This window comes from Streptomyces sp. NPDC052020 (genome assembly GCF_040680575.1).
In the GTDB taxonomy this organism is placed as follows: domain Bacteria; phylum Actinomycetota; class Actinomycetes; order Streptomycetales; family Streptomycetaceae; genus Streptomyces.
In genome coordinates, this window is sequence record NZ_JBFAWY010000015.1 from 91,464 (window position 1) to 117,904 (window position 26,441).

Here is a 26,441-nt window from a genome sequence, read left to right on the forward strand (position 1 = left end):
GACGAAGCGAGGATCCCGTGCGGCGACGGCGGTCCCCTTCCGCATGCCCTGCCAAGCCCCTTGCCCGGCAGGGCAGTTGGCGTTCAGGAGCTGCGTTCGGCCAGGTACTCGTCGGCACCGGGCACCCGGTGCGCCTCCTCCACGCCCACCAGGCCGCCGTCCGCCTTGCGGTCCGGCTTCAGCACGTACGTGGAACGGCTCGCCGGCGCGTCGACGTCGGTGAAGTCCTGCGGGGTGCCGAGGCCGGTGTCGGCGTTCTTCTGCGAGCGGTGGGCCTTGACCACGTCCTCACGGGCGAGGCTGCCCTTCTCGCAGGCCTGCTTGAGGCCGGCGCCGAGGAGCTGCGCGGCGTTGTAGCCGGACAGCACGCCGGAGTCGACCGGGGAGTCCGGGTACTTCTTCTCGTAGGAGGACACCATCCGCTTCACGCCGGGCAGGTCGGAGCTGACGGCCGGTATGGCGCTCACCACGTGCACCATGGCCTCCAGTGCCGCCGCCGCGGGGGTCTTCATCAGCTGCGGGGCGTAGCCCGGGGCGCTGCTGACGATGGGCACGCGCAGCCCCCGGGACGCCGCCACACCGGCGAGGGAGGCGGTCTGGGCGGGGCCGGCGCTGATCAGGACGGCTTTCACACCGGCCTCGCGGAGGGCGGAGACCTGTGCGCTCAGGTCGGTGTCCGTGGCCTTGATCTTCTGGCCGATCACCTTGATCCCGGCCCGCTCGGCGGCCCACTCGGCCCCTTCCAGGGCGTTGGTGCCGTAGTCGCCCTCGAAGTAGACGTGGCCGATGGAGTCGCCCTCGGCCACCTTCCCGGTACGGGTGAGGAAGTCGACGGCGGCGATCATGTCGAGGTCGTAGGTGGTGCCGAGGACCTGGACGGGGTCCCGGCCGAGCAGGGAGGCGGACCAGCCCTGCGGGAAGGTCAGCAGGCCGTCCCGTTCGATGTCGTCGATCAGGGCGGCGACCACCGGGGAGCCGATGACCTGGGGCAGGGCCACCACGTCCGGTGCGATGTCGGCGTACGCGGTGACCGCCTTCTGCACGTCGTAGCCGTGGTCCTTGACGACGATCTCCACCTTGCGTCCGCAGATGCCGCCGGCGGCGTTGGTCTCGTCGGCCCACATCTGCTGGGCCTGCACGACGCTCTTGCCGAGGGTGGCGTAGGGGCCGGTCAGGTCGGTGAGGGCGCCCAGCCTGATGGACTTCTCGCCGATTCCGGGGCCGGTCTTGACGCCGTCGGAGGCGTCCGCGCCGCCGTCCCCGTCCGCCTTGGAACTGCATGCGGTGCCCGCGAGCAGCACGGCGGCCAGTGCCGCGGCCAGGGTGATGCGGGTGGTGCGGGGCCTTGGGTGCGTGGTGTTCACGGGGTGTGCTCCTTGGGTCGTGCGGCTCGTTCGGCTCGGGCGGGCGGACGGGGCGGCCTCCCGGCGCCGGGAGGGTGGGGCGCGGGACGGCGCAGGCGGGCGCGGGCGCGCCGGGTGAGCCCGCGCAGGCCGTCGGGGGCGTACAGCAGGATGACGACGATGGCGGCGCCGTAGAGGTAGCGGGCGGCCTCGGTGGGGCCGATGGAGCCCTCGGCCGAGCCCGGTGCGGCGACCAGCGGCAGATGGTCGGCGTAGCGGGTCATCAGCAGCGGCAGCGCGGTGACGAAGACGGCTCCCGCGGTGGCGCCGGCGACGGAACCCAGGCCGCCGATGACGATCATGGCGAGGTAGTCGACGGAGAGGGCGAGGGAGAAGTAGTCCGGCACGATGCGGCGGAAGGCGAGGGCGAGCAGGGCCCCGGCCAGGCCCGCGTACATCGAGGACACGACGAACGCCGCCGAGCGGTGGCGGGCGACGTCGACGCCCATCACCGCGGCCGCGGTCTCGCTGTCGCGGATCGCGGTCAGGGCGCGGCCGGGGCGTGAGCGCAGGATGCCGCGGGCGGTGAACCAGGTGAGGGCGAACAGGGCGAGCCCGAGGTACCACAGCCGTTCCTCGGCGCCGAACGGCACGCCGAGCACCGTCAGTTCGGGGCCGTCGTCACTGAAGCCGAAGCCGCCGATCGTCAGCGGCGGCACCGCCCGGCCGTTGAAACCGCCGGTCACGGAGTCCGCGGTGAGCAGGACGTGGTGGCCGAGGAAGACCAGGGCGAGGGTGGCCACACCCAGGTAGATGCCGCGCACCCGGCCGGCGACGGGGCTGAACAGGCCGCCCGCCGCACCGGCGAGCAGCACGGCGAGGACCAGGGCGAGCAGGGGCGGCAGGCCGGGTCCGGGGTCGCCGGCCAGCCAGGCGTAGCCGTAGGCGCCGACGGCCAGGAAGAAGGCGTGGCCGAGGGAGAGCTGGCCCGCGGTGCCCGCCAGCAGGGCGAGACCGACGGCTCCGATGGCAGCGGCCATGGAGATCAGGCCGATGCGCAGCCAGAAGGCGTCGAGGTAGAAGGGCGGCGCGAGGAGGAGGAGAAGACCGGGCAGGGCGAGGAGGGGCAGGGTGGGCCTGCCCCGCTTGAGGAGGTCAGACACGGGCCGCTCCTCTCGCGGCGAACAGTCCGGCGGGGCGGACCAGGAGGACGAGCACCATCACGGCGTACGGGGCGACGTCGGCGAAACCCTCGCCGAGGATGTGCAGTTCGGACTGGTAGCCGGCGACGAGTGCCTCGGTGAGGCCGATGAGGAGGCTGCCCGCCAGCGCGCCGGGCGGGGAGGCCAGGCCGCCGAGGATGGCGGCGGGGAACGCCTTGAGGGCGATCTGCCCGGTGGTGCGCTCCAGGCCGGGCGCCGGGAACGCGGCGAGGAACACGGCGGCGAGCGCGGCCAGGGCGCCCGCCAGGCACCAGGCGAGGGTGCGGACCCGTACCAGCCGTACGCCCATCAGGGCCGCGGCCTCCGTGTCCTCGGCCGCCGCGCGCAGGGCCAGGCCCCAGGGGCTGAACCGGAACAGGGCGAAGACGCCGGCGATGACGAGGGCGGACACGGCGATCGCGGCGAGCCGGCTGTCGGCGACGGTGACCGGCCCGAGGTCGGTCACCTCGTCCCCCCACGGGTCGCCGAGAGTGAGCAGGTCGCCGCCGATGCGGCGGGCGAGGTCGGTGACCAGGAGAATGTCGATGCCGATGGTGACGATGGTCTGGACGTGGGCGGCGCGCGGGTCCTGCTCGCCGCGCCGCAGCAGGAACCGGTCGAGGGCGCCCGCCACGGCCGCGGTCGCCAGGACGGCCGCCGCGAGGGCTCCGGCGAAGCCGAGGTGCTCGTGCAGGACGGCGACGAGGTAGCCGCCGAGCAGGAGCAGGGAGCCGTGGGCGAAGTTGAGGACGCCGGACGCCTTGAAGATGACCACGAAGCCGAGGGCGACCAGGGCGTAGACGGAGCCGAGGGCGAGGCCGCCGAGGATGTTGTCGAGCAGTCCGGTCATGCGGCGTCCTCCTCCCCCGTCGCGCCGGTGCCGAGGTAGGCGCGCAGTACCTCGGGGTCGCGCCGGACCTCCTCGGGCGTGCCGTGGGCGATGGCCCGGCCGAAGTCGAGGACCGTGACCTCGTCGGCCAGGCGCATGATCAGGCCCATGTCGTGCTCCACGAGCAGGACCGACAGGCCGAGGCGTTCCCGCACGTCGCGGATCACCTCGGCGGTGCGGGCGCGTTCGGCGGCGTTCATGCCGGCCACGGGCTCGTCGAGGAGGAGGACGTGGGGTTCCAGGCACAGGGCGCGGGCGAACTCGACGCGTTTGCGGTCGCCGTAGGACAGGACGGCCACCGGGGTGTCGATGTGGGGGGCCAGTCCGGTGAGTTCGGCGATCTCGTGGACGCGGCGGAGGTGCTCGCGCTGCTCGCGCGCGGCCTTCGGCAGGTGCAGGGCGGCGGCGAGGTAGCCCGCGCGGGACAGGGCGTGCCGGCCCAGCATCAGGTTGTCGGCGACGGTTCCCTCCGTGGTGACGATGTTCTGGAAGGTGCGGGCGACACCGAGGGCGGCGATCTTGTGCGGGGCGAGCCGGGTGAGGTCGCTCTGTCCGAGGCGGACGGTGCCCGCGGTGGGCCGGTACAGGCCCGACAGGACGTTGAAGCAGGTGGACTTGCCGGCGCCGTTGGGTCCGATGAGGGCGTGCACGGAGCCCGGCACGACGGTGAAGGACACCTCGTCGAGGGCGGTGAGCCCGGCGAACCGGACGGTGACGCCCCGGACCTGGAGCGGCGGGGGTGCCGCGGTACGGGCGGTCACGCGGCCCCCTGACCGTCGTCGGCGGTCTCGCCCAGGTAGAGGCGGCGCACCGCGTCGGTGCGGGCGAGTTCGCCGGCGGGGCCGGACAGCCGGATCTCGCCGACCTCCAGGACGTAAGCGTGATCCGCGAGCGACAGCGCCATGCCGGCGTTCTGCTCGACCAGCAGGACCGCGGTGCCCTGGGCGTTGATCTGGCGGACCACCTCGGCGATGCGGTGCACCATCTGCGGGGCGAGGCCGAGCGAGGGCTCGTCGAGCAGGAGCAGGCGGGGCGAGGCCATCAGGGCGCGGCCGATGGCCAGCATCTGCTGCTCGCCCCCGGAGAGCAGGCCGGCCGGCTGGCGGACGCGTTCGGCGAGCCGGGGGAAGAGGGCGAAGACCCGGTCGCGGGCCTCCCTCACCTGGGCGGGGGCGCGGCGGGACAGGCCGAGCCCGCCGGCCCGCAGGTTCTCGTCGACGCTGAGTCCGGCGAACACGCGCCGGCCCTCCGGCACCTGCACCACGCCGGCGCGGACGGCGGCGACCGGGTCACGGCCGTCGAGGTCCGTGCCGCCGTAGCGGACGCGGCCGGCCGTGACGGCGCCGCGGTGCAGGCGCAGCGTGCCGGAGACGGCCCGCAGCAGGGTCGTCTTGCCGGCGCCGTTGGCGCCGAGCAGCGCGACCACGCCGCCGTGCGGGACGGTCAGCGACACGGAGCGGAGGGCGGACAGGGCCCGGCCGTACGTCACGTCGAGCTCCTCGACGTGCAAAGAGGGCACGGAGGGCTCCTCGTCCGGTGGTGCTTCGGGCATCGCAGCTCCTTGGGACCGCGTGCCGGGGGCGCGCGGTTGCGGGGCGTGGGGGAAGGACGCGCTCACGACAGCACGGGCGGGCCGGGCCGTACAGGGCTCCGGGCGTGGTCGCTGCGGCGTCCCAGTCCTGGGTGGGTGAGTCTGTGCGGATGCCCAGGCGGGAGCGGGGGCGCTGGGGGGTGCCGGGACGGGGACATGTGGCGGGGACGAGGGCGTGCGGTGAGGGCGGGGACGGCGAGAGCCGGGCGGGAGGGAGGGAGCGCGGCGGCGCTGGACGCGGGGCGCCGCGGGCCCGCTCACGGCACACCGGAGGCCCGAGCCGTCACCCGCTCGGAACCCGGACGCGACGGCGTCGACCCGCGCGCGATCGGGACGGGCCACGCGCTGACCACCGGCCGACCGGGCGACGCGGCGCGGATTCGCCGCCCGGTGCGGCCCGGGGGCAGGGTCGGAAGACCCGGTCACGCCGCCCGCGCAACGGGACGCGTTCACCGCCGGGATCCGGGCCGCCGGCGTCACCCGGCGCCTCGTGGCCCACGGCGGCGCCCCGCACGCCTTCCACCACCCGCCGGCCGACCAGACCGTGCTCCCCGGCGTCGGCCGCCACCCCGGCACGCGTGGCGAGCCTGGCGCGATGTCGTCGGCCTGCTCGCCCGGCCCGGTCGGCACCGCGACGGTGGGCCGCGACCAGGCCGGCCGACCGCCACCGGCCCGGGTCTGCGGGCGTCACCGCGGCTCAGGGGCACTCCGGCGAGGCGCTCCGGCAGAGGAGAGCGGCGCCTGAGCCCCGCGGCGGGGCCGCCGCCGCGCTCAGGCGCGCAGCAGCCGGTGGGCGGTCAGGGCCAGGCTGATCTCCACCACGTCGGACGGGCCGGCCAGGGAACGGCCCGTGAGCTGCTCGCAGCGGCGCAGGCGGTTCAGGACGGTGTTGCGGTGGCAGTAGAGCCGTTCGCCGGCCCGTTGTGCCGAGCCGTCGCAGGCCAGCCAGGTGGTGAGGGTGTCCAGCAGCACCTCCCGGTCGGCGGACTCCAGCCGCAGCAGGGGGCCCAGGACCCGCTCGGCGAGCGCCCGGCCGAGTTCGGGGCTGGAGACGACCAGGGCGGCGGGGAGGTGCTCGGCCAGCCGCACCGTGCCGCCGGACTCGGGGCAGATCCTCAGCGCCGTGTCGGCCAGCCGGCGGGCGTCGCCCACGGCGGCCAGCCCGTCGACGGCGCCGCCGACGCCGATCCGGATGCCGGGGGCGGGCCCGCCCGGCCGGGGCTCCGGCCGCGGCGGTTCGCCGTCGCCGGACAGGACGATGCCGTAGTCCGCCTCCACTCCCGTGTGCCAGTGGACGCGCGCCCCCTCCGGTACGGCCGCCGCGCGGGCCGCGGCGCAGCCCGCGGAATGTCCGCCGGCGACCGCGACGACGACGTACCGGCCGTGCTCCGGAAGGTCCAGGGCCCGGGCGGCCTCGGGCACGTCGGCGATACGGCTGGTGCCGTCGAGCAGGGCGGCGGCCAGCAGCCGCGCCCGGTTCTCGCGCCGCCGGCTCAGCTGCCACTCGACCTGCCGGTAGGCGTCCGCGACGAGGGTGCAGTGCTCGTCGACGAAGTTCCACACGTCGGCGGCGACGTGGACCAGCAGGCGCACCTCCTCGGGGGCCGCGCGGGAGGTCTCCTCGACCAGTCCCTGCCAGACCAGGGAACCGCCGAGGCGGAAGGCGTGCAGCAGGGCGTCCAGCGGCAGGCCCTGCTCGGCGCGCGTGGCGCCGATGCGCCAGGAGCAGCCGCGGGCCGCGTCGCGGGCGCTGCGGGGATCGATCAGCGACGTCACGCTGTGCCGCAGCGAGCGGTGCACCTCCTGCCAGGTCCCGGTCGGGTCACCGGCCACGGCGGCCCGGTAGGCGGGTTCCTGTTCTTGCAGGACGGCCACCAGCCGGTCGGTCAGGCCCGGCAGGTCGTCGAGCAGGGCCCGGGCGGCCCGGTGCAGGACGCGCCGGGCGTCGGCGTCGATCAGTGACGGCACGCGCCGTGTCCGCGGGCGCGGAACGGGCGTGGGTCCGGTGCGGATCGCTCCCAGTGACCGTACGGCGTGCTGCATCGTGGTCCTCCCCCAGGGTCGGCCTCCACGGGCGGGACCGGTGGGCGCCCCCGCCCGTGCGGCTCCGGTCCCCGTGACTCGTCCTGCCCCGAAGGATGGCATACCGTCCGGTCGGTCCCTAGGGTTGTGCAGCGGCCTTTTCCGCCTGCTCCACCATGCGGGCCAGCTCCACCCGGGACCGTACCCCGAGCACCGCGAACACCTTGCGCAGGTGGTAGTCGACGGTGCGGGTGCTGACGGCGAGGCTGAGGGCCACTTCGCGGTTGGTGGCGCCCTCGGCGACGTACCGGGCGATGCGCATCTGCTGCGGCGTCAGACCGGTCAGCGCCCCGGCGTCCGTGCCGTGCGAGGCGGCCCCGAGCGCGCGCAGTTCACCGCGCGTCTGGTGCGCCCACACCCCGGCGCCGCAGCGGTCGAAGCCCGCCAGGGCGGTGCCGAGGCGGTCGCGGGCCTCGCGCGGTCTGCGTCGCCGGCGCAGCCACTTGCCGTACAGCAGGGCGGTGCGGGCCTGCTCGAAGTCGCCGCCGCCCGCCGCGCCGGCCGTGTCGTCGTGCAGGGCCAGCGCCCGCCGGTACAGGCCGTCGGCCCGGTCCGGCGGGGCCAGCAGGGCGCGGCAGCGTGCCAGTTGGGCGTCGGCCTGCGGATCGGCGCCGAAAGCCGCCCACTCGGCGAAGTCCTCCAGTACCGTACGGGCGTCCTGGTGCCGTCCGGCGAGGACCGCCGCCTCGACGAAGCAGGGCACGGCCAGACGCCACACCGCGAAGTGCCCGCGCCGGGGGCCGGGCAGCACGAGGAGGCCCAGCCGGTCGGCGGCGTCCAGGGGACGGCCGCGCCCGAGGTCGGCCCGGGCCGCCGCCCATTCCGCGAGCGTCGCGGCCTGCGCCAGCCCGTGCCGCCGGGCGATGGCCAGCGCGGCGGCCACGTGGTGGTCGACGGTGTCCGGTTCCTCCTCGATGGACGCCGCCAGGGCGAGCACGGCGTGGTGGTGTGCCGCCGTGTTGCGCTGTCCGGTCCGCCGCGCGGTGCGCAGCCCCTCCTCCGCGTGGGCGCGGGCCTGGGCGTGGCAGCCCGCGCGCAGTTCGGCGTAGGCCAGGTACTCCAGGGCCTGCGGGACGAGCGCGGCGGCCCCGAGGTTGCGGGCGGCGGCCAGGGCCCGCGCCCCGGCCCGGCGCGCGGCCTCCACGTCGCCCAGCAGCAGGGCCGCCGCCGCCGACCGCAGGAGCACGTCGGGCCGGTGGTCGGCGTGGGCCCGTCCCACGAGGAGCCGGAGCGGGCCGGTCGCCCGGTCGAGGTTCCCTTCGAGCACCGCCCGCAGTCCGAGCCGGTGGTGGTGCACCGGGTCGGGGGGCTGGGTGTCGCCGGGGCGTGCCTCGGAGGGCGGGGCACCGGGCGCGGCGGCCGGCCGGTCCCCGGCACTCCCCGCCTGGCGGCCCTGCTCGTGTCCGAGCGCCGCCAGGCAGGCCGTCAGGTCCCCCGCCGCCCAGGCCGCGTCGGCGGCGGCCAGGGCGGCGGTCGCCGCCTGTCCGGGGGCGTCGGCGGCGAGCAGGGCCGCGGCCAGCAGAAGGGACTGGTGGGCGTCGCCGACCGGCCCGTCCCGCAGTTCCGTCAGACCGCGGACCAGTTCCGCGCGTCCCCGGACCGCGGCCGGGACCGCCGCGGCGCGGGCCTCGGCGAGCAGCGGACGGGCCCGGTCCGGACGCCCTTCGAGGAGCGCCTGCTCGGCGGCGGCCGTGTACCGCTCCGCGCGCCGCGGGAGGTCGGCGGTGAGTTCGGCGGCGCGGGTGTAGGCCAGTGAGCGCAGCCGGTGGGAGGCGACGGCCGCCGGATCGGCCGCGCCGTCCGACAGCCGGGCCGCCGGTCCGGGCGCGGGCCCGGCCAGTGACCAGGCCCCGTGCAGCAGCGCGGGGAGCCGCCGCCCGCCGGCCTCCAGTTCCCGGGCGAGGGCGCGGTGCGCGGCGCGGCGCCGGCCGGGCTCGGCCCCGGCGTAGACGGCCCGGCGGACGAGCTCGCTGTGGAAGCCGAGCCGGCCGTCCGTCAGGGCGAGCGGCTCGGGCGGCGGCTTCAGGGCCGGTGCGGGCGCGGTGGGCCGCAGCCGTCCCAGCGCCCTGAGCACCAGCCCGGCGTCGGCGTCCGCGCCGTCCGACGCCCGTACGGCGGCCGCCACCGTCAGCAGCAGGTCCCGGGTGTCGGGGTCCGTCCGGGTCAGGGCCTCGCCCGCCACCCTGGCCAGCGTCGCGGCGTCGGCGGGCGGGCGCGGCAGCGGGCTGAGGCCGTGCAGTTCGGCGGAGGACAGACGGTTCAGCAGGGCCAGCAGCAGGGCCGGGTTTCCCTCGGCCTCGGCGAGCAGTTCGTCGCGGACGGCCGGATCGGCGGCGCCGTCGGTGACCTCGTCGAGAAGGGCGGCGGCCTGGGACGGGCCGAGAGGGTCGAGGCGTATCCGGGGCAGACGCGCGAACTCCGGGTCGACGGCGCGGTATCCGGCGGCCGTGACGAGCAGGCCCACCCGGCCCGCGGTGTCCAGGCGTTCGGCGGCGCCGCCCAGGGCGGCGCGGGCCGGGGCGCTCCATCGGTGGGCGTCGTCGGCGCACACCAGCAGGGGCCGGTCCCCGGCGGCGGACCGCAGCATGTCGAGCAGGGTGCCGGCGCCGGTGCCGTCGGTGATCCGCGCGTACGCCGAGCCGGGCGGCGCGGCGGCGGGCCGGCCCGGTCCGGCCGTCAGATGCAGGACGGTCCCGGCGGTGAAGGAGCCGGCGGCCCACCGGAGCAGGCTGGTGCGGCCGAGACCCGGCTCCCCGGTCAGCAGGAGCGCGGTGCCGTGTGTCCGCAGCCGGTCCAGCAGGGCGCCGACCGCGCGCCGCTGCGCGCTGTCGCCGGGGATCCGCGGAGGCGTCCGTGTGGTCGTGTCTCCCGTCATTCCCGCGAGGTTACGTGCGGGTAACCGAAGGCGGAAGGTGTCGGTCCGTGTCATCCCGCCGGGTCATCGGCGTCACCACCTGCGCGTCCGCCCGGCGCGGGCGATGAGCGGCTTGTGCCGCGGTCCAGGACCGCCGGTCCCGGGCGGTGCGGGGGCACAACGCCGGCGGCGGCCGCGCCGTACGCGCGACCGCCGCCGGTTCTCGGTGCCGTCACCGGACGCCCCGGCTTTTCCGGGTTTCCGGTGACGGCGGGGCCGGGGAACGTCAGGAGACGTGCGGGCAGTTGCCCCGGTACTCCTCGATGGCCAGGCTGGGCCGGGGCAGCGGGCACAGGAACTGGTCGTAGCGGGTGTCGTTGTCGATGAACCGCTTCAGCCACGAGATGCTGTACTTCGCGATCGTCGTGTTCGACGTGTTGGGCGCGAAGTGGGTGGCGTTGTTCAGCTCCAGGTAGGCGCGGTCCGTGCTGGAGGGCAGGCTGGAGTAGAACGGCTCGGAGTGGGACGAGACGGGGGCGATCGAGTCGCCGTCAGCCCCGATGATCATGGTGGGGGTCCGGACCTCGGGCCAGGTCTTGTCGAGGTTCCAGGGAGTGAGGGGGATCGCGGCCTGGAGGGACGGCCGGGACTTGGCCGCTTCCAGGCTGCCGCCGCCGCCCATCGAGTGGCCCATGACGCCGAGCCGGCTGCTGTCGATGCGGCTTCTGACGGAGCTGCGCTCGGTCAGGTAGTCCAGCGCCGCGAGCAGCTGGCGCCCGCGCGAGTCGGGCTGGTCCATGGTGGTGTTGGTGTCGATGGTGAACACGACGAAGCCCTGCGAGGCCAGGCGCGGCCCGAGCCAGGCGATGGAGGACTGGAGGGCGGTGAAACCGGGCGAGATGACGACGGCGCCGAAGGTCCCGTCGCTGGTGCTGGTCGGGTAGTAGATGGTGCCGCCGCCGAAGCCGGTGACGACGAGGGAGGAGACATCCGTCTCCGCCACCGAGTACGGCCCGCGCAGCGCCTCGATGCTGGCCTCGGTGGGCGCCGGCCCCCGCTCGTAGGGGTTGTCGGCGGCGTGGGCGCCCGGGCTGGTGAGGGTGGAGAGCCCGATGACGGCTGCGATCGCGGCCGCGGCGCCGGCGAGCCGCCGGCGCGGCCCGTGGAACGCGCGGGAACCGGCGCTGGTGTGGGGGTGTCGGTGCACGACGAGTCGTCCTCTCTGTCGTGGCGAGTGGGCCCGGCCGGTGGCCGCTTGGGGCTCGGGGGCGCGTGGGGTCGCGCCCCGCGGCGTACCGGGCGGGTGTCGCCGGGGAGCTTGCGGTGCCACTTTCGGGGCGCGTCCGGGCCGCGGGAATCGGCAAAATCACCGGTCTCCCGGCCGCCGGCGGCGGGTGCCGGGCGCGGGGACGGCCGGGAGGGGGCTTGCGCCCGGGCCCGGTCGGCGTGGCAGGCTCGTCCCCGATCTGGCCGGCGAGGTGGAGAGGCGGGACATGCGCATCGGACTGCTCGGCACGGGGCCGTGGGCGCGGGCGGCCCACGCGCCCGCTCTGAGCCGCCACGAGGAGCTGGAGTTCACGGCCGTGTGGGGGCGCCGCCCAGGTGCCGCCCGGGAGCTCGCGGATCTGTACGGCGCCCGCGCCTACGACGACATCGACGCCCTGTTCGACGCGGTGGACGCGGTCGCCGTCGCGCTGCCTCCGGCCGTGCAGGCGGAACTCGCGGTGCGCGCGGCGCGGGCCGGCCGCCATCTGCTGCTGGACAAGCCGCTGGCGACGACGGCGGCGCGGGGGCGGGCCGTGGTGGAGGCGGCCGAGCGGGCCGGTGTCGCCTCCGTCGTCTTCTTCACCGTCCGCTTCACGGCCGAGACCGCGGCGTGGATCGGCGAGCAGGCCCGGCGGGCGGACTGGTTCACCGCGCGGGCCCAGTGGCTGGGCGCGGTGTTCACCGGTGACAGCCCGTTCGCCGGCTCGCCGTGGCGGCGGGAGAAGGGCGCCCTGTGGGACGTCGGCCCGCACGCCCTGTCCGTGCTGCTGCCGGTCCTCGGCGATGTCCGGCGCGTGGCGGCGGCCGCGCGTGGCCCGGGGGACACCGTCCATGTCGTCCTCGATCACGCCGGTGGCGCGTCGAGCACGCTCACGCTGAGCCTGACGGCCCCGCCCGCGGCAGCGGGCGCCGCGGTCGAGCTGCGGGGCGGCTCGGGGGTGGCCTGCCTCCCGGAGAGCGCCGAGGGCGCCGAGACGGCCCTGACCAGGGCCGCGGACGCTCTGTTGACCGCCGCCCGGACCGGCCGTCCCCACCCGTGCGACGCCGCGTTCGGCCTCCAGGTCACCGAGACACTCGCCGCGGCCGAGGCTCTGCTGGACGGCGGAGCCCCCGCGTGAGGACGCCCGTCCGGCGCTCCGGGCGGGCTCCGGGCACGCGGCCGGCGGCGACCGCCGCCGTGCCCGCGCGCCGTCCGTGGTCCCGTGCCGGACGGCCCGGCGGCGGTCCGCCCGTCTCCGGCGCACCGCGGGGCGGTACCGCCGTGCCACGCACCGTGCCGTGCGGCGCCGGACCGCCGAGGTTTCCGCCGGATCCCGGAAGGTACCCCTCCCTTCTACGGAGGGGCGCCGCGCCCCGTCCCCTTCCGGATGCGCGGTGCTCCGTCCGGGTGAATGGTGATACCAGGAGAAACACGACATCGGGGGACAGCAGGCGTCGGGACCGGTGCCAGCACCGGGACCGGCGCGGCGATTCCGGACCGAGGAGCTTCAGATCATGTCGACGACACAGCCCGACGCGTCCCGGCCGTCCGGGGCCCGCACGTACGACGACCGCGTCACCCCGGACAACCTGCTCCACACCCGCAACGGCACCGAGGTGTCGCCGGAGGACCTGGTCCTCGCGGCCGGCAGGGACATCACCCCGCACAACCTGGAATGGGCCAAGCGCAAGCTGGCCGCGGAGGGCCCTGCCGCCGTCGACAAGCTGCTGCCCTGACACCCGCCCGCACACGGTGACGGGCCGGGCCCCGGCGCTTCGCCGGGGCCCGGCCCGTCACCGCGGGTGCGCCGGTCAGCCGGCCTGGCCGGGGCGGCGCTCCCGCTCCTGGAGGTAGCCCGGGTAGTCCGGCGAGTCCGGCAGCACCGTGTCGTCCTCCACGACGTGCACGGCGGCCTCCTCCGCACCGGCGGCTCCGCCGTCGACCCCTACCTCGTCGCCGACCGTCTCCTTGGTGGTGTCGGTGCGCACGCCCTCGTCCGGGGCCACCAGGCGGCCGGAGCGGTCCGTGCCCGCCTCGGGGTCGAGCGGCTCGCCCTCCCCGCCCGGCTGGTCGCCCACGCCGTCCCCGGGCGGCTCGGCCACGTCGGGCACCTCCTGCGCCAGCCGCTCGTCGAGGCTCTCCCCGTCGTGCTGCTCGGCGGCCGTGGTCCCGTGCTTGGTGACGCCCAGCGGCTTCTCCGGCGGGGAGTAGCCCTCGTCGAGCATGTCGTCGTAGGTGCGCTCGTCGACGGCGTCCTGTAGGTCGAGCGGCGCGGCGTCCTCCTGCTCCTCGTTGCTTCCGGTGGGCTGGTAGGCGTCGTCCGCCATGGGGTCGGTGCCCATCGCTGCCTCCCTTTCACGCTGCGTCGCCTCGGTCCGTACCGATCGTCCCGATCATCTCGGTCGTCGGTGTCAGCCTTCGCGTTTCCCGTTACGCGATCTCTAACCTCGCTGACGTGCCACAGGAGGTGACCGCCCGCCCGGGCGCGTGGGCGGGCACGCGGCCCGGGCAGGGGCGCGGGGCGGCCGGGCCGCCCGGGGACCGGCCACGGGCACCCGTGCGTGCCCGGTCGCGGCGCGGGGCCCTCACGGGGTCGCGGCGGGCCCGTCCGGCCGGCGGTGGCGCTGCTCGGCCATCTCGCGGCTCAGTTCCTCCGTCTCCGCCTCGGTCAGCCGGTCGCAGCCCTCTTCGGTGATCACCGCCAGGATCGGGAAGATCCGCCGGGTCGGGTCCGGGCCGCCGGTGGCGGAGCCGTCGTCCGCCGCGCCGTACAGGGCGTGCAGCGCGGCCAGGGCGGTCTCGCGCCGGGACAGGCCCGGGCGGCAGAGCTTCTTCGGCGCGCCCCGGGCGTAGGTGAGCCGGAGCCCTCGGCGTGCAAGTGCCGCTTCTCGTGCGGGCGAAGGCCAGCGCGGTGTGGCGTCGGCGGGGTGCACCTTCTCCAGGTCGCGCTGCGCGATGAGGTTGCCCGCCCGGCGACCGGGATGTCACCGGGGGCCGGCCGTGCCGCCCGCCGGGGGTGCGACGCGGACCTGGAGGTCGCTGACGCGGTGCGGCGCCCAGGTCCGGGCGTAGCGCGGCGGGGTGCCGCCGGGGCCGATGAGGGCGGCGACCGGCATCCGCCGGGCGGCGGCCCGGATGTCCGCCTCGGTCAGATTGGCGTTGTTGCCGTGGATGTTGCCCGAGAAGCAACCGGCGTAGTAGGCGAGGGGGATGGCTTCGTGGCCGGTGAGCAGGCAGGGCGGCCGGACCCCGAGCCGGTGCAGCGTGGCGGCGGTGCGGGCCCAGTCGCGGCGGCTGTCGCTGTTGCGGTCCACGGTGTGGGCCAGGACGGTCAGCTGCACGGCCAGGTGCCCGGCCAGCGCGACGGCGACCAGGGCCGCGGGCCAGGGGCGCCACCGCCCGGCCGGGGTCCGGACCAGATGCCACAGGGCGTCGGCGACGGGGATCGCCAGCAGGGCGTAGGCGGGCTGAAGGAAGCGGGGCGCGGCGTACTCGATGGTGAACAGGTAGGGCAGGGCGGCCGTCGCGGCGCAGGCGAGCGGGATCAGCGTGCGGGCGGTGCGCCGGGCGCGGACCGCGACGGCCAGCCCGATGGCGGCCAGCACCGGCAGCACGTACCACCACAGGGTGATCACGGGGTGCGGCATCGACCCGGTGCAGGGACGGCACAGCGCGCGTCCGCCGAGGCTGCGGAGCTGGTCGTCGACGGCGATGTGCCACCCGAGGCCGCCCTGGATGCGCGAGGCGTCGGCGAGCCGCTGGGCGAGCCCGCCGTATCCGGTGTACGCCTCGATCACCCACGGCACTCCCCCGGCCGCGAGTCCGCCCACCAGGGCGAGCAGGAGCCGCCCGCGGCGGCGGGCGAGCGCGACGACGAGCAGGGGCACCGCCGCCCAGACGGCGTCGGTGGGCCGCATCCACGCCATGAGGGCGGCGCCGGTGGCCACGCCCCACGGCGCGGCCCGGCCCCCGGCTGCTTCCCGCATGCGCAGGAAGCAGCCGGCGCACACCAGGGCGCCGATGGCGACCCAGTAGTTGGGCATGGCCTGCGGCCCGTAGAAGAGCGTCACCCACAAGGTGGCGAAGAACGCGCCGGCCGTGGCCAGGACGCGGGCCGGGAACAGGCCCTGCCAGGCGCGCAGGGCCAGGTAGAGGGCGAGACCGGAGAGCAGGGCGAGGTAGACGCGCAGCAGCGGGGTGGACGACGACCAGGAGGCGACCGGCGCCACGAGCAGCGAGACGCCCCGGGAGCGGGGCGCGCTGAAGAAGGCGGCCGGGGTGTGGGAGGTGACCTGGCTGACGTAGACGGTCTCGTCCCAGCCGAGGCCCATCGCGGGACGGACGAGGAGGAGCTGGGCGAGGGTGAAGGCGGCGGCCACCGCGGCGAGCAGGCCGTCGCCCCCCGCGCGCAGCGGTGCGCCGGACCCGGGCGCCGGGCCCCGTCGCCGTATGCCCACCGCGATCGCGTTCGCGCCGTCGGCCATGTCGACCCCTCACCGTGTGGGAACGTCGACACGCTAACCCGCGTCGGGCGGGGGTGCAGGCCGGGATACGGCCAGTGGCCTGACGCCGCGCCCATACCCGGCGGCCCCCCTCCGGCGGCCCGGACGGGCGGGCCTGGGTCAGCGCGCGTTCGGCCGGCGGTGCGGGGGCTGCTCGGGCACCGGGCGCGGCTTCGGCGCGGGGATGGCGCGGGTGACGGGGCCGTCGCCGTTCACCGTCAGGGACCTTCCGTGGTGACGGATCCTCAGGGGCGGGCCGGACAGCAGGGTGTAGGTGGCCTTGTCGGCGACGATCTCCACGCGCAGGCACCGGCCCCGGAACTGGAGCCGGAAGGCCAGGCGGCTGAACTTCTCCGGCAGGCGCGGCGCGAAGGAGAGGTGTTCCTCCTCGCGGCGGGTGCCGCCGAACCCGGCGACCAGCGCCATCCAGGTGCCGGCCAGCGAGGCGATGTGCAGTCCGTCGCGGGTGTTGTGCTCCAGGTCGGCCAGGTCCATCAGGGCGGCCTCGGCGGTGTAGTCGTAGGCCAGGCGCAGATGGCCGGTCTGGGCGGCGACGACGGCCTGGCAGCACGCCGACAGGGAGGAGTCCCGTACGGTCAGCGGCTCGTAGTAGGCGAAGTTGCGGGCGATCTGCTCCTCGTCGCTGTACTCGTCGAAGAAGCGGCCGCAGGTGTACATGGCCAGGACGAGGTCCGCCTGCTTGATCACCTGCTTGCGGTAGAGGTCGAAGTAGGGGAAGTGCAGCATCAGCGGGTACTGGTCGGCCCGGGTGCGGGCGAAGTCCCAGCGCTGGTAGCGGGTGAAGCCGGCGTGCTGCTCGTGGACGCCGAGTTCGTGGTTGTAGGGGATGTGCACGGCTTCGGCGGCGTCCCGCCAGGCGGCGCTCTCCTCGTCGTCGACGCCGAACCGGGCCGCCACGTCGGGGTGGCGTTCGCACATCTCGGCGGCGGCCAGCAGGTTCGCCCGCGCCATCAGGTTGGTGTACACGTTGTCGTCGGCGATGGCGCTGTACTCGTCGGGGCCGGTGACGCCGTCGATGTGGAAGGTGCCGTGGTGGTCGTGGTGGCCCAGGGAGCGCCACAGGCGGGCCGTCTCCACCAGCAGTTCCAGGCCGGTGTCGCGTTCGAAGTCGGCGTCGCCGGTGGCCGCCGCGTACCGCACCGCGGCGTGCGCGATGTCGGCGTTCACGTGGAAGGCGGCGGTGCCGGCCGGCCAGTACGCGGATCCCTCGGAGCCGTCGATCGTGCGCCAGGGGAAGGCGGCCCCGTGCAGGCCGAGCTGGGCCGCGCGGTCCCGGGCGGCCGGCAGGGTGTCCCGGCGCCAGCGCAGTGCCTCGGCGACGGCCTTGGGGGCGGTGTAGGTGAGCACGGGCAGCACGAACATCTCGGTGTCCCAGAAGGCGTGCCCGTCGTAGCCGGAGCCGGTCAGTCCCTTGGCGGGGATCGCCCGCTGCTCGGCGCGCGCGCCGGCCTGGAGCACGTGGAAGAGGCCGAAGCGGACGGCCTGCTGGATCTCCTCGTCGCCGTCGACCTCGACGTCCGCGCGGCCCCAGAAGTCGTCGAGGTAGGACCGCTGTTCCGCCACCAGGCCGTCCCAGCCGCTGTGGGCCGCCGCGGCGAGGGCGGCCTCGACCTGGTCGCTCATCGCGGGCCGGGAGCGGGTGCCCGACCAGCCGTGCGCGACGGTCTTCCGCACCCGCAGCCGCTGTCCGGGCTCCAGGACGGAGGTGATGGTCAGCCGGGCCACGTCGGTGTTGCTCTCGCTGCTGGTGCTGGTCGGTTCGGGTCCGTCGACGACGTGGTCGGCGGCGACGGCGACCCTGAGGCCGCTGGTGCGGGTGCGGTGCACCAGGCGCAGCCGGGGACCGGCCGCCATGTCCTCCTCCGGCTCCAGCGGGGACTTCAGGGCCTTGGCGGTGCGCGGGTCGCCGTTCGGGCCGGGCAGGCTCTCGTTGGCGACCAGTTCCGACTGGATCACCACCCGGGTCTTGCTGTCGAGGGGCTCCACCTCGTAGGACACGGCGGCGATCGCCCGCTGGGTGAGCGAGACCAGCCGGGTGGAGCGCACCCGGACCGTGGACCCGGCCGGGGAGGTCCACTCGCAGAACCGTTCGAGTACGCCACGGCGCAGGTCCAGGGTGCGCTCGTGCTTGACGAGCCGTCCGTAGCGCAGGTCGAAGGGCTCGTCGTCGACGAGGAGGCGCAGCACCTTGCCGTTGGTGACGTTGATGACCGTCTGGCCGGACTCGGGATAGCCGTAGCCGGCCTCGGCGTACGGCAGCGGGTGCAGTTCGTACACGCCGTTGAGGTAGCTGCCGGGCAGGCCGTGCGGTTCGCCCTCGTCGAGGTTGCCGCGCCAGCCGACGTGTCCGTTGGACAGGGCGAAGACCGACTCGCTCTGGGCGAGCAGGTCGAGGTTGAGCTCGGTCTCGCGCACGGCCCACGGCTCGACCGCGTACGTCCGGTTGGTGATCACGCCTGGCCTCCCAGCTCGGCGAGGTCCTTGACCACCCGGTCGGCGCCGTGCGCGTACAGGGCGTCGCCCTGGCCGACCCGGTCGACGCCGACGACGTAGCCGAAGCGGCCCGCGCGACCGGCGTCCATGCCCGCCAGGGCGTCCTCGAACACGGCGGCCCGGGACGGCTCGACGCCGAGGTCGCGGGCCGCGGCGAGGAAGGTGTCGGGGTGCGGCTTGCCGGGCAGCTTCCGCTCGGCGGCCACCACGCCGTCGATCCGCACGTCGAACAGCCGCTCGGCGTCGATGGAGCGCAGCACGTCCCGGGTGTTGGCGCTGGAGGAGACGATCGCGGTGCGCAGGCCCCGGGCGCGCACGGCGTCGATGTAGCGCAGGGTGCCGTCGTAGGCCTCGACGCCCTGGGTGCGGATCCTCTCCAGCAGCAGGGCGTTCTTGCGGTTGCCGACGCCGTGGACGGTCCGCGCGTCCGGCGGGTCGTCGGGGCTTCCCTCCGGCAGGTCGATGCCGCGGGAGGCGAGGAAGGCGCGCACGCCGTCGGCGCGCGGGCGGCCGTCGACGTACTCGTCGTAGTCGGCGTCGGTGAAGGGCCGGAAGTCCTCGCCGTCCCGCTCGCGCAGGAACGCGTCGAACGTCTCCTTCCAGGCGGCGGCGTGCACCACCGCCGTCTTGGTCACGACCCCGTCGAGGTCGAAGAGGCAGGCCTGGATGTCTTCGGGGAGACCGAGCTGCGTCGTCATACAGGTGACGGTTCCCCGCCCGGCCTGGTCCCATCGGGTGGCTCGCGCCACAGACGCCGTACGGCGGGGCGCGCCGGGCTCGCGGGAGGGGGCGGGCCGCTCCCCGGGGGGCCCGCCGTGGCCCCGGCTCATCGGGTGACACACTCTGCGGTGTGCCGCTGACTTTCGACGACCTTCTCGCCCGGGCCCGTGGACTGGCGGGGAGCGGGCGACGCGCCCTGCTCGGCATCGCCGGGAGCCCCGGCGCGGGCAAGACGACGCTGGCCGAGCGCCTGGTGCGGGAGCTGAACGGGGACGGCGAGCCGTGGGTGGCGCACGTCCCCATGGACGGCTTCCACCTCGCCGACGCCGAACTGGACCGGCTCGGGCGCCGGGACCGCAAGGGGGCGCCGGACACGTTCGACGCGGCCGGGTACGCGGCGCTGCTGCGGCGGCTGCGCGAGGAGCCCGGCGGTACGGACGGCGAGGTCGTGTACGCCCCCGGTTTCGAACGCGTGCTGGAGCAGCCGCTCGCCGGGGCCGTCCCGGTGCCGCCGACGGCGCGGCTGGTGGTGACGGAGGGCAACTACCTGCTGCTGGAGACCGGCGCCTGGGCGCGGGTGCGCCCGCAGCTGGACGAGGTGTGGTTCTGCGAGACGGCCGAGGAGGAGCGGATCCGGCGGCTCGTCGCCCGGCACGAGGAGTTCGGCAAGACCCGCGCGGACGCCGTGGCGTGGGTCCTCGGAACGGACCAGCGCAACGCCGATCTGGTCGCCGCCACCCGGCACCGGGCCGATCTCGTGGTGCCGGCGACGGCGCTCACCCGCCCGGACGGGTGAGCGCCGTCCGCCCGGTGTCACCATCGCCGCGCGCGGCGGCCGTCGCAGAGGGAGCGCCAACGGGCCGGTGTGCCCCGGCCGCCCGGCGCCTCGCCGCCCGGGTCGCGCGGACCCGGCGGACGGCGCCGGACCGGTGCCGCGTGCCGCGCCCCTTACCGCCCCGCGTCCTGAAAGCCCTCGGCGCTCACGTGGGGCATCACGCGGCTGGCGACGCGGTAGCGGCCGTTGGGCACGTCGGCGGAGCGCGTGACGTGGACGGCGAGGGGCCCGGCCCACTCGTAGCCGTGCCGCTCGGCGTGGCGTGCGAGGCTGTCGGTGAGGGCCTGCCCGACGGGGGCGCCGTGCCGGGTCAGCTCCTCGTGGACGGCGTCGGCGAGTTCGACGTCGTAGGCGTTGGGGACCATCACCCGGCCCGCCGCGCAGACCACGGCGTGGCCGTCGCACTCGGTGCGCAGGGCGTCGAGGAGTTCGACGGGTTCCTTGTCGAGGACCCGCGCCCACAGCGCCTCCCATCGGTTCTCCAGGGCCTGTTCGAGAGCGCTGAGTGCGCCCATGCGGTTCACCTGCTCCGTCGTGTCGGGGTCGGATTCTCCGCCGGGCGGCGGTGTCACTCCTCGTCGTAGTCGTCGGGCCGTACCTGCGCCTCCTCCAGCGCCTCGCGCATCGTGCGGCCGGTGGCGCCCTGCGGCCGGGACGCGTGCTCCTCGCGGTCGTCGAGCACGTCGTCGGTGGTGTCGGTCTTCGGCCGGTTCTCTTCCGGAACGGTCATGGCGGCTCCTCCTCCGTCGTGTGGGGATCTTCCGAGGCGGCGGGTTCCCGGACCGGGCGCGGATATCCATCCGCACCGGATCCGGAGGGACGTCCGGCCCGGTCTTCCGCGCCGCGGGCCCGGTTCCGGACGCCGTCGCGGACAGGCCGGCGAGCAGGGCCGGTGAGCTATGTTGAACGTCCGAGGCAGAAAAAGGAGGCGCACCGGTGCCATCGCCGCAGCAGGCTCGCGCACAGGCATCAGCGATCACCTCGGGAAAGACCGCCCCGGAAGCGGAGCCCTCCGCGACCTCCCAGCTCAGGACCTTGTTCGACCGGCCCCGGCTCTCTCCCGGCCAGCGGCGCATCGCCCAGTACCTGATCGACCACCTCACCGAGGCCGCGTTCCTCTCGATCACGGATCTCGCCGAACGGGCCGGCGTGAGCCAGCCCTCCGTGACCCGCTTCGCCGCCGCGGTCGGCTTCAGCGGCTACCCCGCGCTGCGGGAGAGGCTCCAGTCGATCGCGCTCGGCACCACCCGGGCCGGCGGCCCGGCCGAGGAGAACCGGGGCAACGAGCTGCAAGCGGCGGTCGACGCCGAGATGGAGAACCTGGAGAACCTGCGCCGGGACCTGGCCGACCCGGACCGGGTGATCGCCGTCGGCCGCGCGCTGTCGGCTTCGGCGCCGCTGACCGTGCTCGGGCTGCGCATCTCCGTCTCGCTCGCCGAGTACTTCGCCTACGCCGCCCGCCGCATCCACCCCGACGTGCGCCTGGTGACCGCCGGCGGCAGCGTCGCCTACGACGCCCTGCTGCAGTCCCGGGAGGCGGGCGGCACCTGGGTGCTGGCGTTCTCCATGCCCCGGCACGCGCGGGAGACCCTCACCGCCGTGCGGGTCGCACGCCAGGCCGGGCTCAAGGTGGCCCTGATCACCGACCTGACGCTCGGGCCGGTGGCGGACGCGGCCGACGTCACCTTCGCCACCGGCACCGGCTCACGGCTGGTCTTCGACTCCTATGCCGCGCCGGGCGTGATGTGCGCCGCGCTGCTCCAGGCCATGACCGACGCCGATCCGGAGCGGACCCAGGCCCGGCTGGAGCAGTACGAGCAGGTCGCCGACCAGCACCAGTTCTTCCTCGGGGACTGACCGGCGCCGCCGGGGGCCGCCCGTCCGCGCGGGCCGGCGGCCGGTGAGCGCGGACGGACGGCTCACATGAATGCTTTTATACGCCTTGCCAAGCGATCGGCATATATAAATACTGCTCAGGGACCGCACCCCGGGGCTTCCTTGAGGCGCGTTCCCGCACGCTCGCCGATCCGCTCCGCCCGGAGAAAGCCGACGGTCCCGCCCATGCGCACGCCGCACCACCCGCCGCGCGGGCGGCACCTGCCGTCACCGGGCTCCCGCACGGGCACCCGCTGCCGCCGGCTCCTGTCCGCGACGGCGCCCCGGGGCTCCGGTCGGGTCTCGCCCGCACGGGCCGGGGCCGCCCGCGTCCCGCCGCACACCCGGAAACGATGACGATGCCCCTGACACCCACGCGCCTGAGCCCGGACTGGCCACGCCAGGTGAAAACCCCCGGAAGCTACGACTGGGAACGCTCCGCCGCCAGATGGCTGCGCGAGCTCGTGCCCGCCCGCTACGCGGGCTACCCCGCGCTGATCCGCCACCCGGTGCTGCTCGCCCGGCACGCCCAGCTCCAGGTGCAGCAGGAGATCCGGGTGGCCCGCACCGCGTTGCAGACCGCGCGGGCCGATCTGCCCCGGCTCGGGCTGCCCGAGTCGGTCATCGAGCACACGATCAAGCTGTACGCGGCGGAGGTGCTCCAGTTGCAGCACATCGCGCGCAGCGTACGGGCGGTCACCGAGGCGCTGGCCGGGCGGTCGGCCGGACGCTGACCGCGCCTCCGGCACCGGCGGCGCCGGAACCCGGTGACCGGGCACGGCGGGCTGACGGCGCACCGCCTCGGGAGCCGTCCGGCCGCCGGACCGGCGGGCCCCGCGCCACGGCCGGACGGATCCCGGCGGGCGCGCGTCGCCGCGGAGTCCGGAAGGGCCCGCGGAGACGGCGTGCCGGGCACCCGGCGAGCGGCGCCGCTGACCCGCCTGCGGCCGCCCGCCCCGCGCACGCCCGAGCGCTCCCACCTGTGCCGGACCGGCCCACGCCCGGGGCGAGTGGTGCGGATGCGGTCATCGAACGCGTCCCCGTGTGCGATGCTCGACGCGTGACGAGCGAGCACGCCACGCCGGCGGGTTCCGGCGCCGCGCCCGACGACACGGCCAGGCTGGCCAAGATCGTCGCCAGGCAGCGTGCCGAGATGGACCGGCTGCGCGATCTGGCGGCGGCGTCGGCCGTCGTGGAGCGGGCCAAGGGCGCCGTGATGGCGCTGACCGGCTGCTCCGTACAGGCCGCGGGCGAGACGCTGGTCCAGCGCGCCGAGGCGGCCGGCCGCACGGTGCTGGAGGAGTCCTGGGTCACGCTCGGAGGGCTCGGCGGCTCCGGCCCGCCGCACGCGGGGACGACAGCCGGCGGCCCCCGGCCCGCCGCCGGGGGCCCGGGCGGCGCCCCCGGCAGGGCGTGCGGTGCCACCGGCCGCGACGCCCCCGCGCCCCCGGCGGCCGACGGCGTCTCCTCCTCCCTGGCCCGCCTCGCCCGGGACCTCGTCCATGTCGGCACACCCCAGGACCTGGCCCGCTGTCTGCTGGAACACCTCGCGCCGGATGCCGGGGCCGACGCCGTCATGCTGTACGCGCGCCTGCCCTCCGGCGGACTGGAACTGATCGGCCACGCCGGCCTCGACCAGACGCTGGCCGCCCAGTGGCACCGCGTCCCGCCGCTGAACGGGATGGCGCCGCTGGACGTCCTGCGGGACCGCCGGCCGCGCTGGCTGGAGGACTTCGAGCGGGACCGGGAGTGCTACCTGCTGATCGGGGACCCGCCCGAGCGCTGGCGGTCACGGGCCTGGCTGCCGGTGGCAACCGGCGACGCGCCCGACGTCTGCCTCGGCGTGCTGCGCCGCGCCGGCGGGCCGTTCCCGCCGGCCGCCCGTGAGCACCTCAGGGCCGTCGCCCTGCTCTGCGCCGGGCGGCTCCGTACCTCCGGGTCCCGGCCGGAGCCCGCCGCGAGCGGTGCCGCCGACGCCGTGCAGCGGGTGCTCGACGCGCTCCCGGTCGCGGCGATGCTGCTCACTCCGCTGCGGACACCGTCCGGGGAGGTCCAGGACTACCGCATCGACGCCGCGACCGAGCAGGCGGCGGACGTCGTCGGCCGCGGCGGCGGGGAGCTGGCCGGCCGGCGGCTCACCGAGTGCCTGCCGGCCGCGGAGAGCGAGGCGCTGCGCCGGGGCTGCCTGCACACGCTGCTCACCGGGGAGCCCTACGAAGGGACGCCGTTCGCCCATCAGAAAGTGGTGGGCGGCGTCGCCGAACTGTCCACGTACTCGGTGCGGGTGGCGGCCCTCGGCGACGGCCTGGTGCTGACCTGGATCCGGCACGACTCCTCCGACCGGCAGGAGCAGCGGCTGGCCGACCTCCAGCGGCTGGGGAACCTCGGCTGGGCCACCTGGAACCTGTCCACGCACGTGGCGACCTGGTCGTCCCAGGTGTTCGCCATCTTCGGCCGCAGCCCGGCACGCGGCCCGGTCCGCCTGACCGACCTGCCCGGCCTGGCGCTGCCCGACGAGGCCCCCGCGCTGGACCGGGCGGTGCGGGCCCTGGTCGGCGAGGGGCGGCCCCTGGACATCCCCTTCCGGACCAGGACCCCGGCCGGTGTCCGCCATCTGCGCTTCGTCGCCGAGGCCGTGCCGGGCATCGACGGCACTCCCGTGGAAGTACTCGGCTTCGTACAGGACCTGACGGCACGGCGCCGGGCGGAGCTGGCCCTCGTCGAGAGCGAGCGGGCGATGCTGACCCAGCACGATGTCCTGCGCGCCGAGCGCACCCTGGCCGCCCGGCTCCAGGACGCGCTGCTGCCGTTGCCCAGGCGGCCGCTGGAACCGGCCGGGCTGCGTGTGGAGGTGGCGTATCTGCCCGCGCAGTCGGGCGTGTACGTCGGCGGCGACTGGTTCAGCGCGATAGAACTGCCCGACGGCGACGCCCTGTTCGTCGTCGGTGACGTCGCCGGGCACGGCGTGGACGCCGTCGCCACGATGGCCCAGCTGCGCTTCACCGCCAAGGGCATGGTCATCACCGGCTCCTCGCTCACCGGCGCGCTGACCCGCCTGAACACGCTGCTGCTGCATTCCCGGGGCTCCCACGGCACGGCCAGCATGGTCCTGGCCCGCTACCAGCCCGCCGGGCGCCGTCTGCTCTGGGCGCAGGCGGGCCATCCGCCGCCGCTGCTGCTGCGCGACGGCCGGGCCCGCTACCTCGACCGCCCCAGCGGCATCCTGCTCGGCGCGACCGCCTCCCCGGTCTTCAGTGAGGCGGAGTGCCGGCTGCGGCCGGGCGACCGGCTCATCCTCTACACGGACGGCCTGGTCGAGCGGCCGCCCGAGAGCATCGACCGGGGCCTGGAGCGCCTCGCGCGGGCCGCCGCGGCCCACCACGCCGCGGAGTCCGGCTCGCTCGGCACGCTGCTCGCCGCCATGCTGGAGGAGGAGCGGCGCGACGACGTCTGCGTCCTCGACATACGCGTGCCCGGGGAGGCGGACGACGCGGCCTGAGCGCGGCGCGGGGTCAGTGGGCGGGGTGGCCGGGCCGGATGGAACCGGCGTCGCCGAGGTGCAGCAGGGGTCCTTCACCGGCCTCGGGACGGGCTTCGTGGCGGGACTCGCGCGGCCCGCCCCACTCGACCGGGTCCAGGACGAAACCGACGTGGTCGCCGCCGTCCACGCGGTGCAGGATCCGGCCGACGAACCACGCCCGCGCGTCTTCCAGCACCGGGGCCGCGCCGTACCCCTGCCGCCACCGGACGTGCGCGAACTTGTCGACGCGGTCGCCGGTCTGCCCGCCGAAGAGTTCGGCGAGCTCGCGCTGGTCCCGGGCGAGCAGGTGCACGGCCAGGACGTCCGCGCTCCGCGCCACCCGGAAGGTCCGGTTGGCCTCGGACAGCCAGACCGCGAACCGCACCGGATCGAGGGAGCACTGGGAGAAGAATCCGACCAGGCAGCCGGCCCGTTCCCCGCCCGCCGCGGCCGTCACCACACACATCTCGGGATCGAGCCGCCCGACGAAGACGTCCACGCCCTCCGTGTTCTCCGTCTCCTCCGTGCTCGCCATGGTCATCAGCCCCTTCCGCCCGCCGTGGCGGCACCCGGGCGTCACTCACCTGTCACGACACCACGCGCCGCCCGCCGCCGCCATCCGGGACACAGGTGCCCGGGACCCGGCGATTCAGCCGTCCCCTTCGTCAGCGCGGACCGGCCCCCGCCCGCGGGAAGCGGCGCGGAGACGCCTTCAGGGAACGGAGTGCCTTTACGCATGACACTGAGTGCCATACCCTGTCGGCGTGCGCGGTGGCACGGTGACCGGGCACGCGCGTGCCCGGTGAGCGCGCACGGGGGATTCCGGCCGAGTGCAGGGAGTTGACAGCGTGTACCACCCTTCAGGAAGCGCCGTTCAGCAGGCAGCCGGCTCCGCGACGGGCGTCCTCGAACCGGGGGCGGCGGACACCGAGGCCCTTCTGTTCCAGCGCTGCACCTGGTGCGGCACCGCCATGTACCACCGGGTGCTGTGTCCGGTCTGCCGGGGCAGCGACCTGCACACCGAGCGCAGCGGCGGCACGGGCACCGTGCGCCACTCCACGGTGGTCCACCGCAACACCCCCGCCGCGCGCAACGTGTCCCTGATCGAGATGGCCGAGGGGTTCGTGGTGCGGGGCAGGGTGATGGGTCCGCCCGTCGGGATCCACAGCGGGGACCGGGTGCGGCTGTCCACGGCCAAGGACCCGGTGCGGGGAGAACCGGTCTTCCAGCTGGCCGACGAGCCGTACCGCGCCTGGACCTGACGGCCG

General features: G+C 75.8%; 22 protein-coding genes and 2 pseudogenes. 8 read left to right on the forward strand and 16 right to left on the reverse strand.

The genetic code is table 11. From position 1 onward, the window contains the following. Positions 1 to 83: 83 nt before the first annotated feature. Genes AB0L74_RS17925 through AB0L74_RS17945 form a run of 5 tightly spaced genes read right to left on the reverse strand, consistent with a single transcriptional unit; the run spans position 84 to position 4,986 of the window. Positions 84 to 1,364 (reverse strand): ABC transporter substrate-binding protein, encoded by a 1,281-nt coding sequence (locus tag AB0L74_RS17925; protein ID WP_365652444.1) that lies wholly within the window; start codon positions 1,362 to 1,364, stop codon positions 84 to 86. Then, positions 1,361 to 2,506, reverse strand: coding sequence for a branched-chain amino acid ABC transporter permease (locus AB0L74_RS17930; protein ID WP_365652448.1), 1,146 nt, complete (start codon positions 2,504 to 2,506; stop codon positions 1,361 to 1,363). The genes AB0L74_RS17925 and AB0L74_RS17930 overlap by 4 nt, the downstream gene beginning before the upstream one ends. After that, positions 2,499 to 3,395 (reverse strand): branched-chain amino acid ABC transporter permease, encoded by an 897-nt coding sequence (locus tag AB0L74_RS17935; RefSeq protein ID WP_365652452.1) that lies wholly within the window; start codon positions 3,393 to 3,395, stop codon positions 2,499 to 2,501. Before AB0L74_RS17935 ends, AB0L74_RS17930 begins: the two co-directional genes overlap by 8 nt. Continuing rightward, complete coding sequence (locus tag AB0L74_RS17940) at positions 3,392 to 4,195, reverse strand: ABC transporter ATP-binding protein (RefSeq protein WP_365652456.1); 804 nt, start codon at positions 4,193 to 4,195, stop codon at positions 3,392 to 3,394. Before AB0L74_RS17940 ends, AB0L74_RS17935 begins: the two co-directional genes overlap by 4 nt. After that, complete coding sequence (locus AB0L74_RS17945; RefSeq protein ID WP_365652459.1) at positions 4,192 to 4,986, reverse strand: ABC transporter ATP-binding protein; 795 nt, start codon at positions 4,984 to 4,986, stop codon at positions 4,192 to 4,194. The genes AB0L74_RS17940 and AB0L74_RS17945 overlap by 4 nt, the downstream gene beginning before the upstream one ends. A gap of 297 nt (positions 4,987 to 5,283) precedes the next feature. On the opposite strand from AB0L74_RS17945, the pseudogene AB0L74_RS17950 reads away from it, so the two are divergent. Further along, positions 5,284 to 5,640, forward strand: a pseudogene (locus AB0L74_RS17950) (dienelactone hydrolase family protein); the annotation flags it as partial. Positions 5,641 to 5,796: 156 nt separating this feature from the next. Here the strand turns inward: AB0L74_RS17950 and AB0L74_RS17955 are convergent. From AB0L74_RS17955 to AB0L74_RS17965, 3 genes are all read right to left on the reverse strand, one after another. Continuing rightward, entirely contained in the window at positions 5,797 to 7,068 is a 1,272-nt protein-coding gene (locus AB0L74_RS17955) for a helix-turn-helix domain-containing protein (RefSeq protein ID WP_365652462.1), read from the reverse strand. Between the two features lie 118 nt (positions 7,069 to 7,186). Further along, the gene (locus AB0L74_RS17960; RefSeq protein WP_365652465.1) at positions 7,187 to 9,982 is read right to left on the reverse strand and encodes a LuxR C-terminal-related transcriptional regulator; all 2,796 of its coding nucleotides are present in this window, start codon (positions 9,980 to 9,982) and stop codon (positions 7,187 to 7,189) included. 265 nt (positions 9,983 to 10,247) lie between these two features. Further along, on the reverse strand, positions 10,248 to 11,168 hold the full coding sequence (locus tag AB0L74_RS17965; RefSeq protein ID WP_365652468.1) for a dienelactone hydrolase family protein: 921 nt from the start codon (positions 11,166 to 11,168) through the stop codon (positions 10,248 to 10,250). A gap of 286 nt (positions 11,169 to 11,454) precedes the next feature. Here AB0L74_RS17965 and AB0L74_RS17970 point away from each other — a divergent pair, with 286 nt between their 5' ends. Together AB0L74_RS17970 and AB0L74_RS17975 are read left to right on the forward strand one after the other, a co-directional pair. Next, positions 11,455 to 12,345, forward strand: a complete 891-nt coding sequence (locus AB0L74_RS17970) for a Gfo/Idh/MocA family oxidoreductase (RefSeq protein WP_365652471.1) — start codon at positions 11,455 to 11,457, stop codon at positions 12,343 to 12,345. A gap of 376 nt (positions 12,346 to 12,721) precedes the next feature. Then, positions 12,722 to 12,943, forward strand: a complete 222-nt coding sequence (locus AB0L74_RS17975; protein ID WP_029384771.1) for a hypothetical protein — start codon at positions 12,722 to 12,724, stop codon at positions 12,941 to 12,943. A gap of 75 nt (positions 12,944 to 13,018) precedes the next feature. Here AB0L74_RS17975 and AB0L74_RS17980 read toward each other — a convergent pair whose 3' ends face one another. From AB0L74_RS17980 to AB0L74_RS18000, 5 genes and pseudogenes are all read right to left on the reverse strand, one after another. After that, complete coding sequence (locus tag AB0L74_RS17980; protein ID WP_365652476.1) at positions 13,019 to 13,549, reverse strand: DUF5709 domain-containing protein; 531 nt, start codon at positions 13,547 to 13,549, stop codon at positions 13,019 to 13,021. A gap of 243 nt (positions 13,550 to 13,792) precedes the next feature. Next, positions 13,793 to 14,103 (reverse strand): annotated as a pseudogene (locus AB0L74_RS17985) (proteasome subunit beta); the annotation flags it as partial. Between the two features lie 88 nt (positions 14,104 to 14,191). Beyond that, positions 14,192 to 15,691 (reverse strand): hypothetical protein, encoded by a 1,500-nt coding sequence (locus AB0L74_RS17990; protein ID WP_365652479.1) that lies wholly within the window; start codon positions 15,689 to 15,691, stop codon positions 14,192 to 14,194. A gap of 138 nt (positions 15,692 to 15,829) precedes the next feature. Continuing rightward, the gene (locus AB0L74_RS17995; RefSeq protein ID WP_365652482.1) at positions 15,830 to 18,184 is read right to left on the reverse strand and encodes a glycosyl hydrolase family 65 protein; all 2,355 of its coding nucleotides are present in this window, start codon (positions 18,182 to 18,184) and stop codon (positions 15,830 to 15,832) included. Then, the gene (locus AB0L74_RS18000) at positions 18,181 to 18,921 is read right to left on the reverse strand and encodes a beta-phosphoglucomutase family hydrolase (protein ID WP_365652485.1); all 741 of its coding nucleotides are present in this window, start codon (positions 18,919 to 18,921) and stop codon (positions 18,181 to 18,183) included. Before AB0L74_RS18000 ends, AB0L74_RS17995 begins: the two co-directional genes overlap by 4 nt. Before the next feature lie 152 nt (positions 18,922 to 19,073). Between AB0L74_RS18000 and AB0L74_RS18005 the strand changes: the two genes are divergently transcribed. Next, positions 19,074 to 19,739, forward strand: coding sequence for a nucleoside/nucleotide kinase family protein (locus AB0L74_RS18005; protein WP_365652488.1), 666 nt, complete (start codon positions 19,074 to 19,076; stop codon positions 19,737 to 19,739). Positions 19,740 to 19,891: 152 nt separating this feature from the next. On the opposite strand, the gene AB0L74_RS18010 is transcribed toward AB0L74_RS18005, so the two are convergent. Beyond that, positions 19,892 to 20,293 carry a DUF3662 domain-containing protein gene (locus AB0L74_RS18010; protein ID WP_365652491.1) on the reverse strand — a complete coding sequence of 134 codons (402 nt, stop codon included), beginning with the start codon at positions 20,291 to 20,293 and terminating at the stop codon, positions 19,892 to 19,894. Positions 20,294 to 20,346: 53 nt separating this feature from the next. Beyond that, the gene (locus AB0L74_RS18015) at positions 20,347 to 20,508 is read right to left on the reverse strand and encodes a hypothetical protein (RefSeq protein ID WP_365652494.1); all 162 of its coding nucleotides are present in this window, start codon (positions 20,506 to 20,508) and stop codon (positions 20,347 to 20,349) included. 206 nt (positions 20,509 to 20,714) lie between these two features. Here AB0L74_RS18015 and AB0L74_RS18020 point away from each other — a divergent pair, with 206 nt between their 5' ends. From AB0L74_RS18020 to AB0L74_RS18030, 3 genes are all read left to right on the forward strand, one after another. After that, a complete protein-coding gene (locus tag AB0L74_RS18020; protein ID WP_365652497.1) occupies positions 20,715 to 21,635 on the forward strand; it encodes a MurR/RpiR family transcriptional regulator in 921 nt (306 codons plus the stop codon). Between the two features lie 371 nt (positions 21,636 to 22,006). After that, complete coding sequence (locus AB0L74_RS18025) at positions 22,007 to 22,387, forward strand: hypothetical protein (RefSeq protein WP_365652500.1); 381 nt, start codon at positions 22,007 to 22,009, stop codon at positions 22,385 to 22,387. Positions 22,388 to 22,806: 419 nt separating this feature from the next. Next, the gene (locus tag AB0L74_RS18030; RefSeq protein ID WP_365652722.1) at positions 22,807 to 25,152 is read left to right on the forward strand and encodes a SpoIIE family protein phosphatase; all 2,346 of its coding nucleotides are present in this window, start codon (positions 22,807 to 22,809) and stop codon (positions 25,150 to 25,152) included. Between the two features lie 13 nt (positions 25,153 to 25,165). On the opposite strand, the gene AB0L74_RS18035 is transcribed toward AB0L74_RS18030, so the two are convergent. Beyond that, on the reverse strand, positions 25,166 to 25,708 hold the full coding sequence (locus AB0L74_RS18035; protein ID WP_365652503.1) for a flavin reductase family protein: 543 nt from the start codon (positions 25,706 to 25,708) through the stop codon (positions 25,166 to 25,168). Between the two features lie 313 nt (positions 25,709 to 26,021). Between AB0L74_RS18035 and AB0L74_RS18040 the strand changes: the two genes are divergently transcribed. Continuing rightward, positions 26,022 to 26,435 (forward strand): zinc ribbon domain-containing protein, encoded by a 414-nt coding sequence (locus tag AB0L74_RS18040; RefSeq protein WP_365652506.1) that lies wholly within the window; start codon positions 26,022 to 26,024, stop codon positions 26,433 to 26,435. Positions 26,436 to 26,441: the final 6 nt, after the last annotated feature.

What these genes read in the sequence shown, in the direction of transcription:
- AB0L74_RS18000 (WP_365652485.1), bottom strand. Translation starts at nt 18,921, where the DNA reads ATGACGACGCAGCTCGGTCTCCCCGAAGACATCCAGGCCTGCCTCTTC.
- AB0L74_RS18025 (WP_365652500.1), top strand. Translation starts at nt 22,007, where the DNA reads ATGACGATGCCCCTGACACCCACGCGCCTGAGCCCGGACTGGCCACGC.
- AB0L74_RS17960 (WP_365652465.1), bottom strand. Translation starts at nt 9,982, where the DNA reads ATGACGGGAGACACGACCACACGGACGCCTCCGCGGATCCCCGGCGAC.
- AB0L74_RS17980 (WP_365652476.1), bottom strand. Translation starts at nt 13,549, where the DNA reads ATGGGCACCGACCCCATGGCGGACGACGCCTACCAGCCCACCGGAAGC.
- AB0L74_RS18010 (WP_365652491.1), bottom strand. Translation starts at nt 20,293, where the DNA reads ATGGGCGCACTCAGCGCTCTCGAACAGGCCCTGGAGAACCGATGGGAG.
- AB0L74_RS17955 (WP_365652462.1), bottom strand. Translation starts at nt 7,068, where the DNA reads ATGCAGCACGCCGTACGGTCACTGGGAGCGATCCGCACCGGACCCACG.
- AB0L74_RS18015 (WP_365652494.1), bottom strand. Translation starts at nt 20,508, where the DNA reads ATGACCGTTCCGGAAGAGAACCGGCCGAAGACCGACACCACCGACGAC.
- AB0L74_RS18030 (WP_365652722.1), top strand. Translation starts at nt 22,807, where the DNA reads ATGGACCGGCTGCGCGATCTGGCGGCGGCGTCGGCCGTCGTGGAGCGG.
- AB0L74_RS18035 (WP_365652503.1), bottom strand. Translation starts at nt 25,708, where the DNA reads ATGGCGAGCACGGAGGAGACGGAGAACACGGAGGGCGTGGACGTCTTC.
- AB0L74_RS17970 (WP_365652471.1), top strand. Translation starts at nt 11,455, where the DNA reads ATGCGCATCGGACTGCTCGGCACGGGGCCGTGGGCGCGGGCGGCCCAC.
- AB0L74_RS17990 (WP_365652479.1), bottom strand. Translation starts at nt 15,691, where the DNA reads ATGGCCGACGGCGCGAACGCGATCGCGGTGGGCATACGGCGACGGGGC.
- AB0L74_RS17945 (WP_365652459.1), bottom strand. Translation starts at nt 4,986, where the DNA reads ATGCCCGAAGCACCACCGGACGAGGAGCCCTCCGTGCCCTCTTTGCAC.
- AB0L74_RS17975 (WP_029384771.1), top strand. Translation starts at nt 12,722, where the DNA reads ATGTCGACGACACAGCCCGACGCGTCCCGGCCGTCCGGGGCCCGCACG.
- AB0L74_RS17935 (WP_365652452.1), bottom strand. Translation starts at nt 3,395, where the DNA reads ATGACCGGACTGCTCGACAACATCCTCGGCGGCCTCGCCCTCGGCTCC.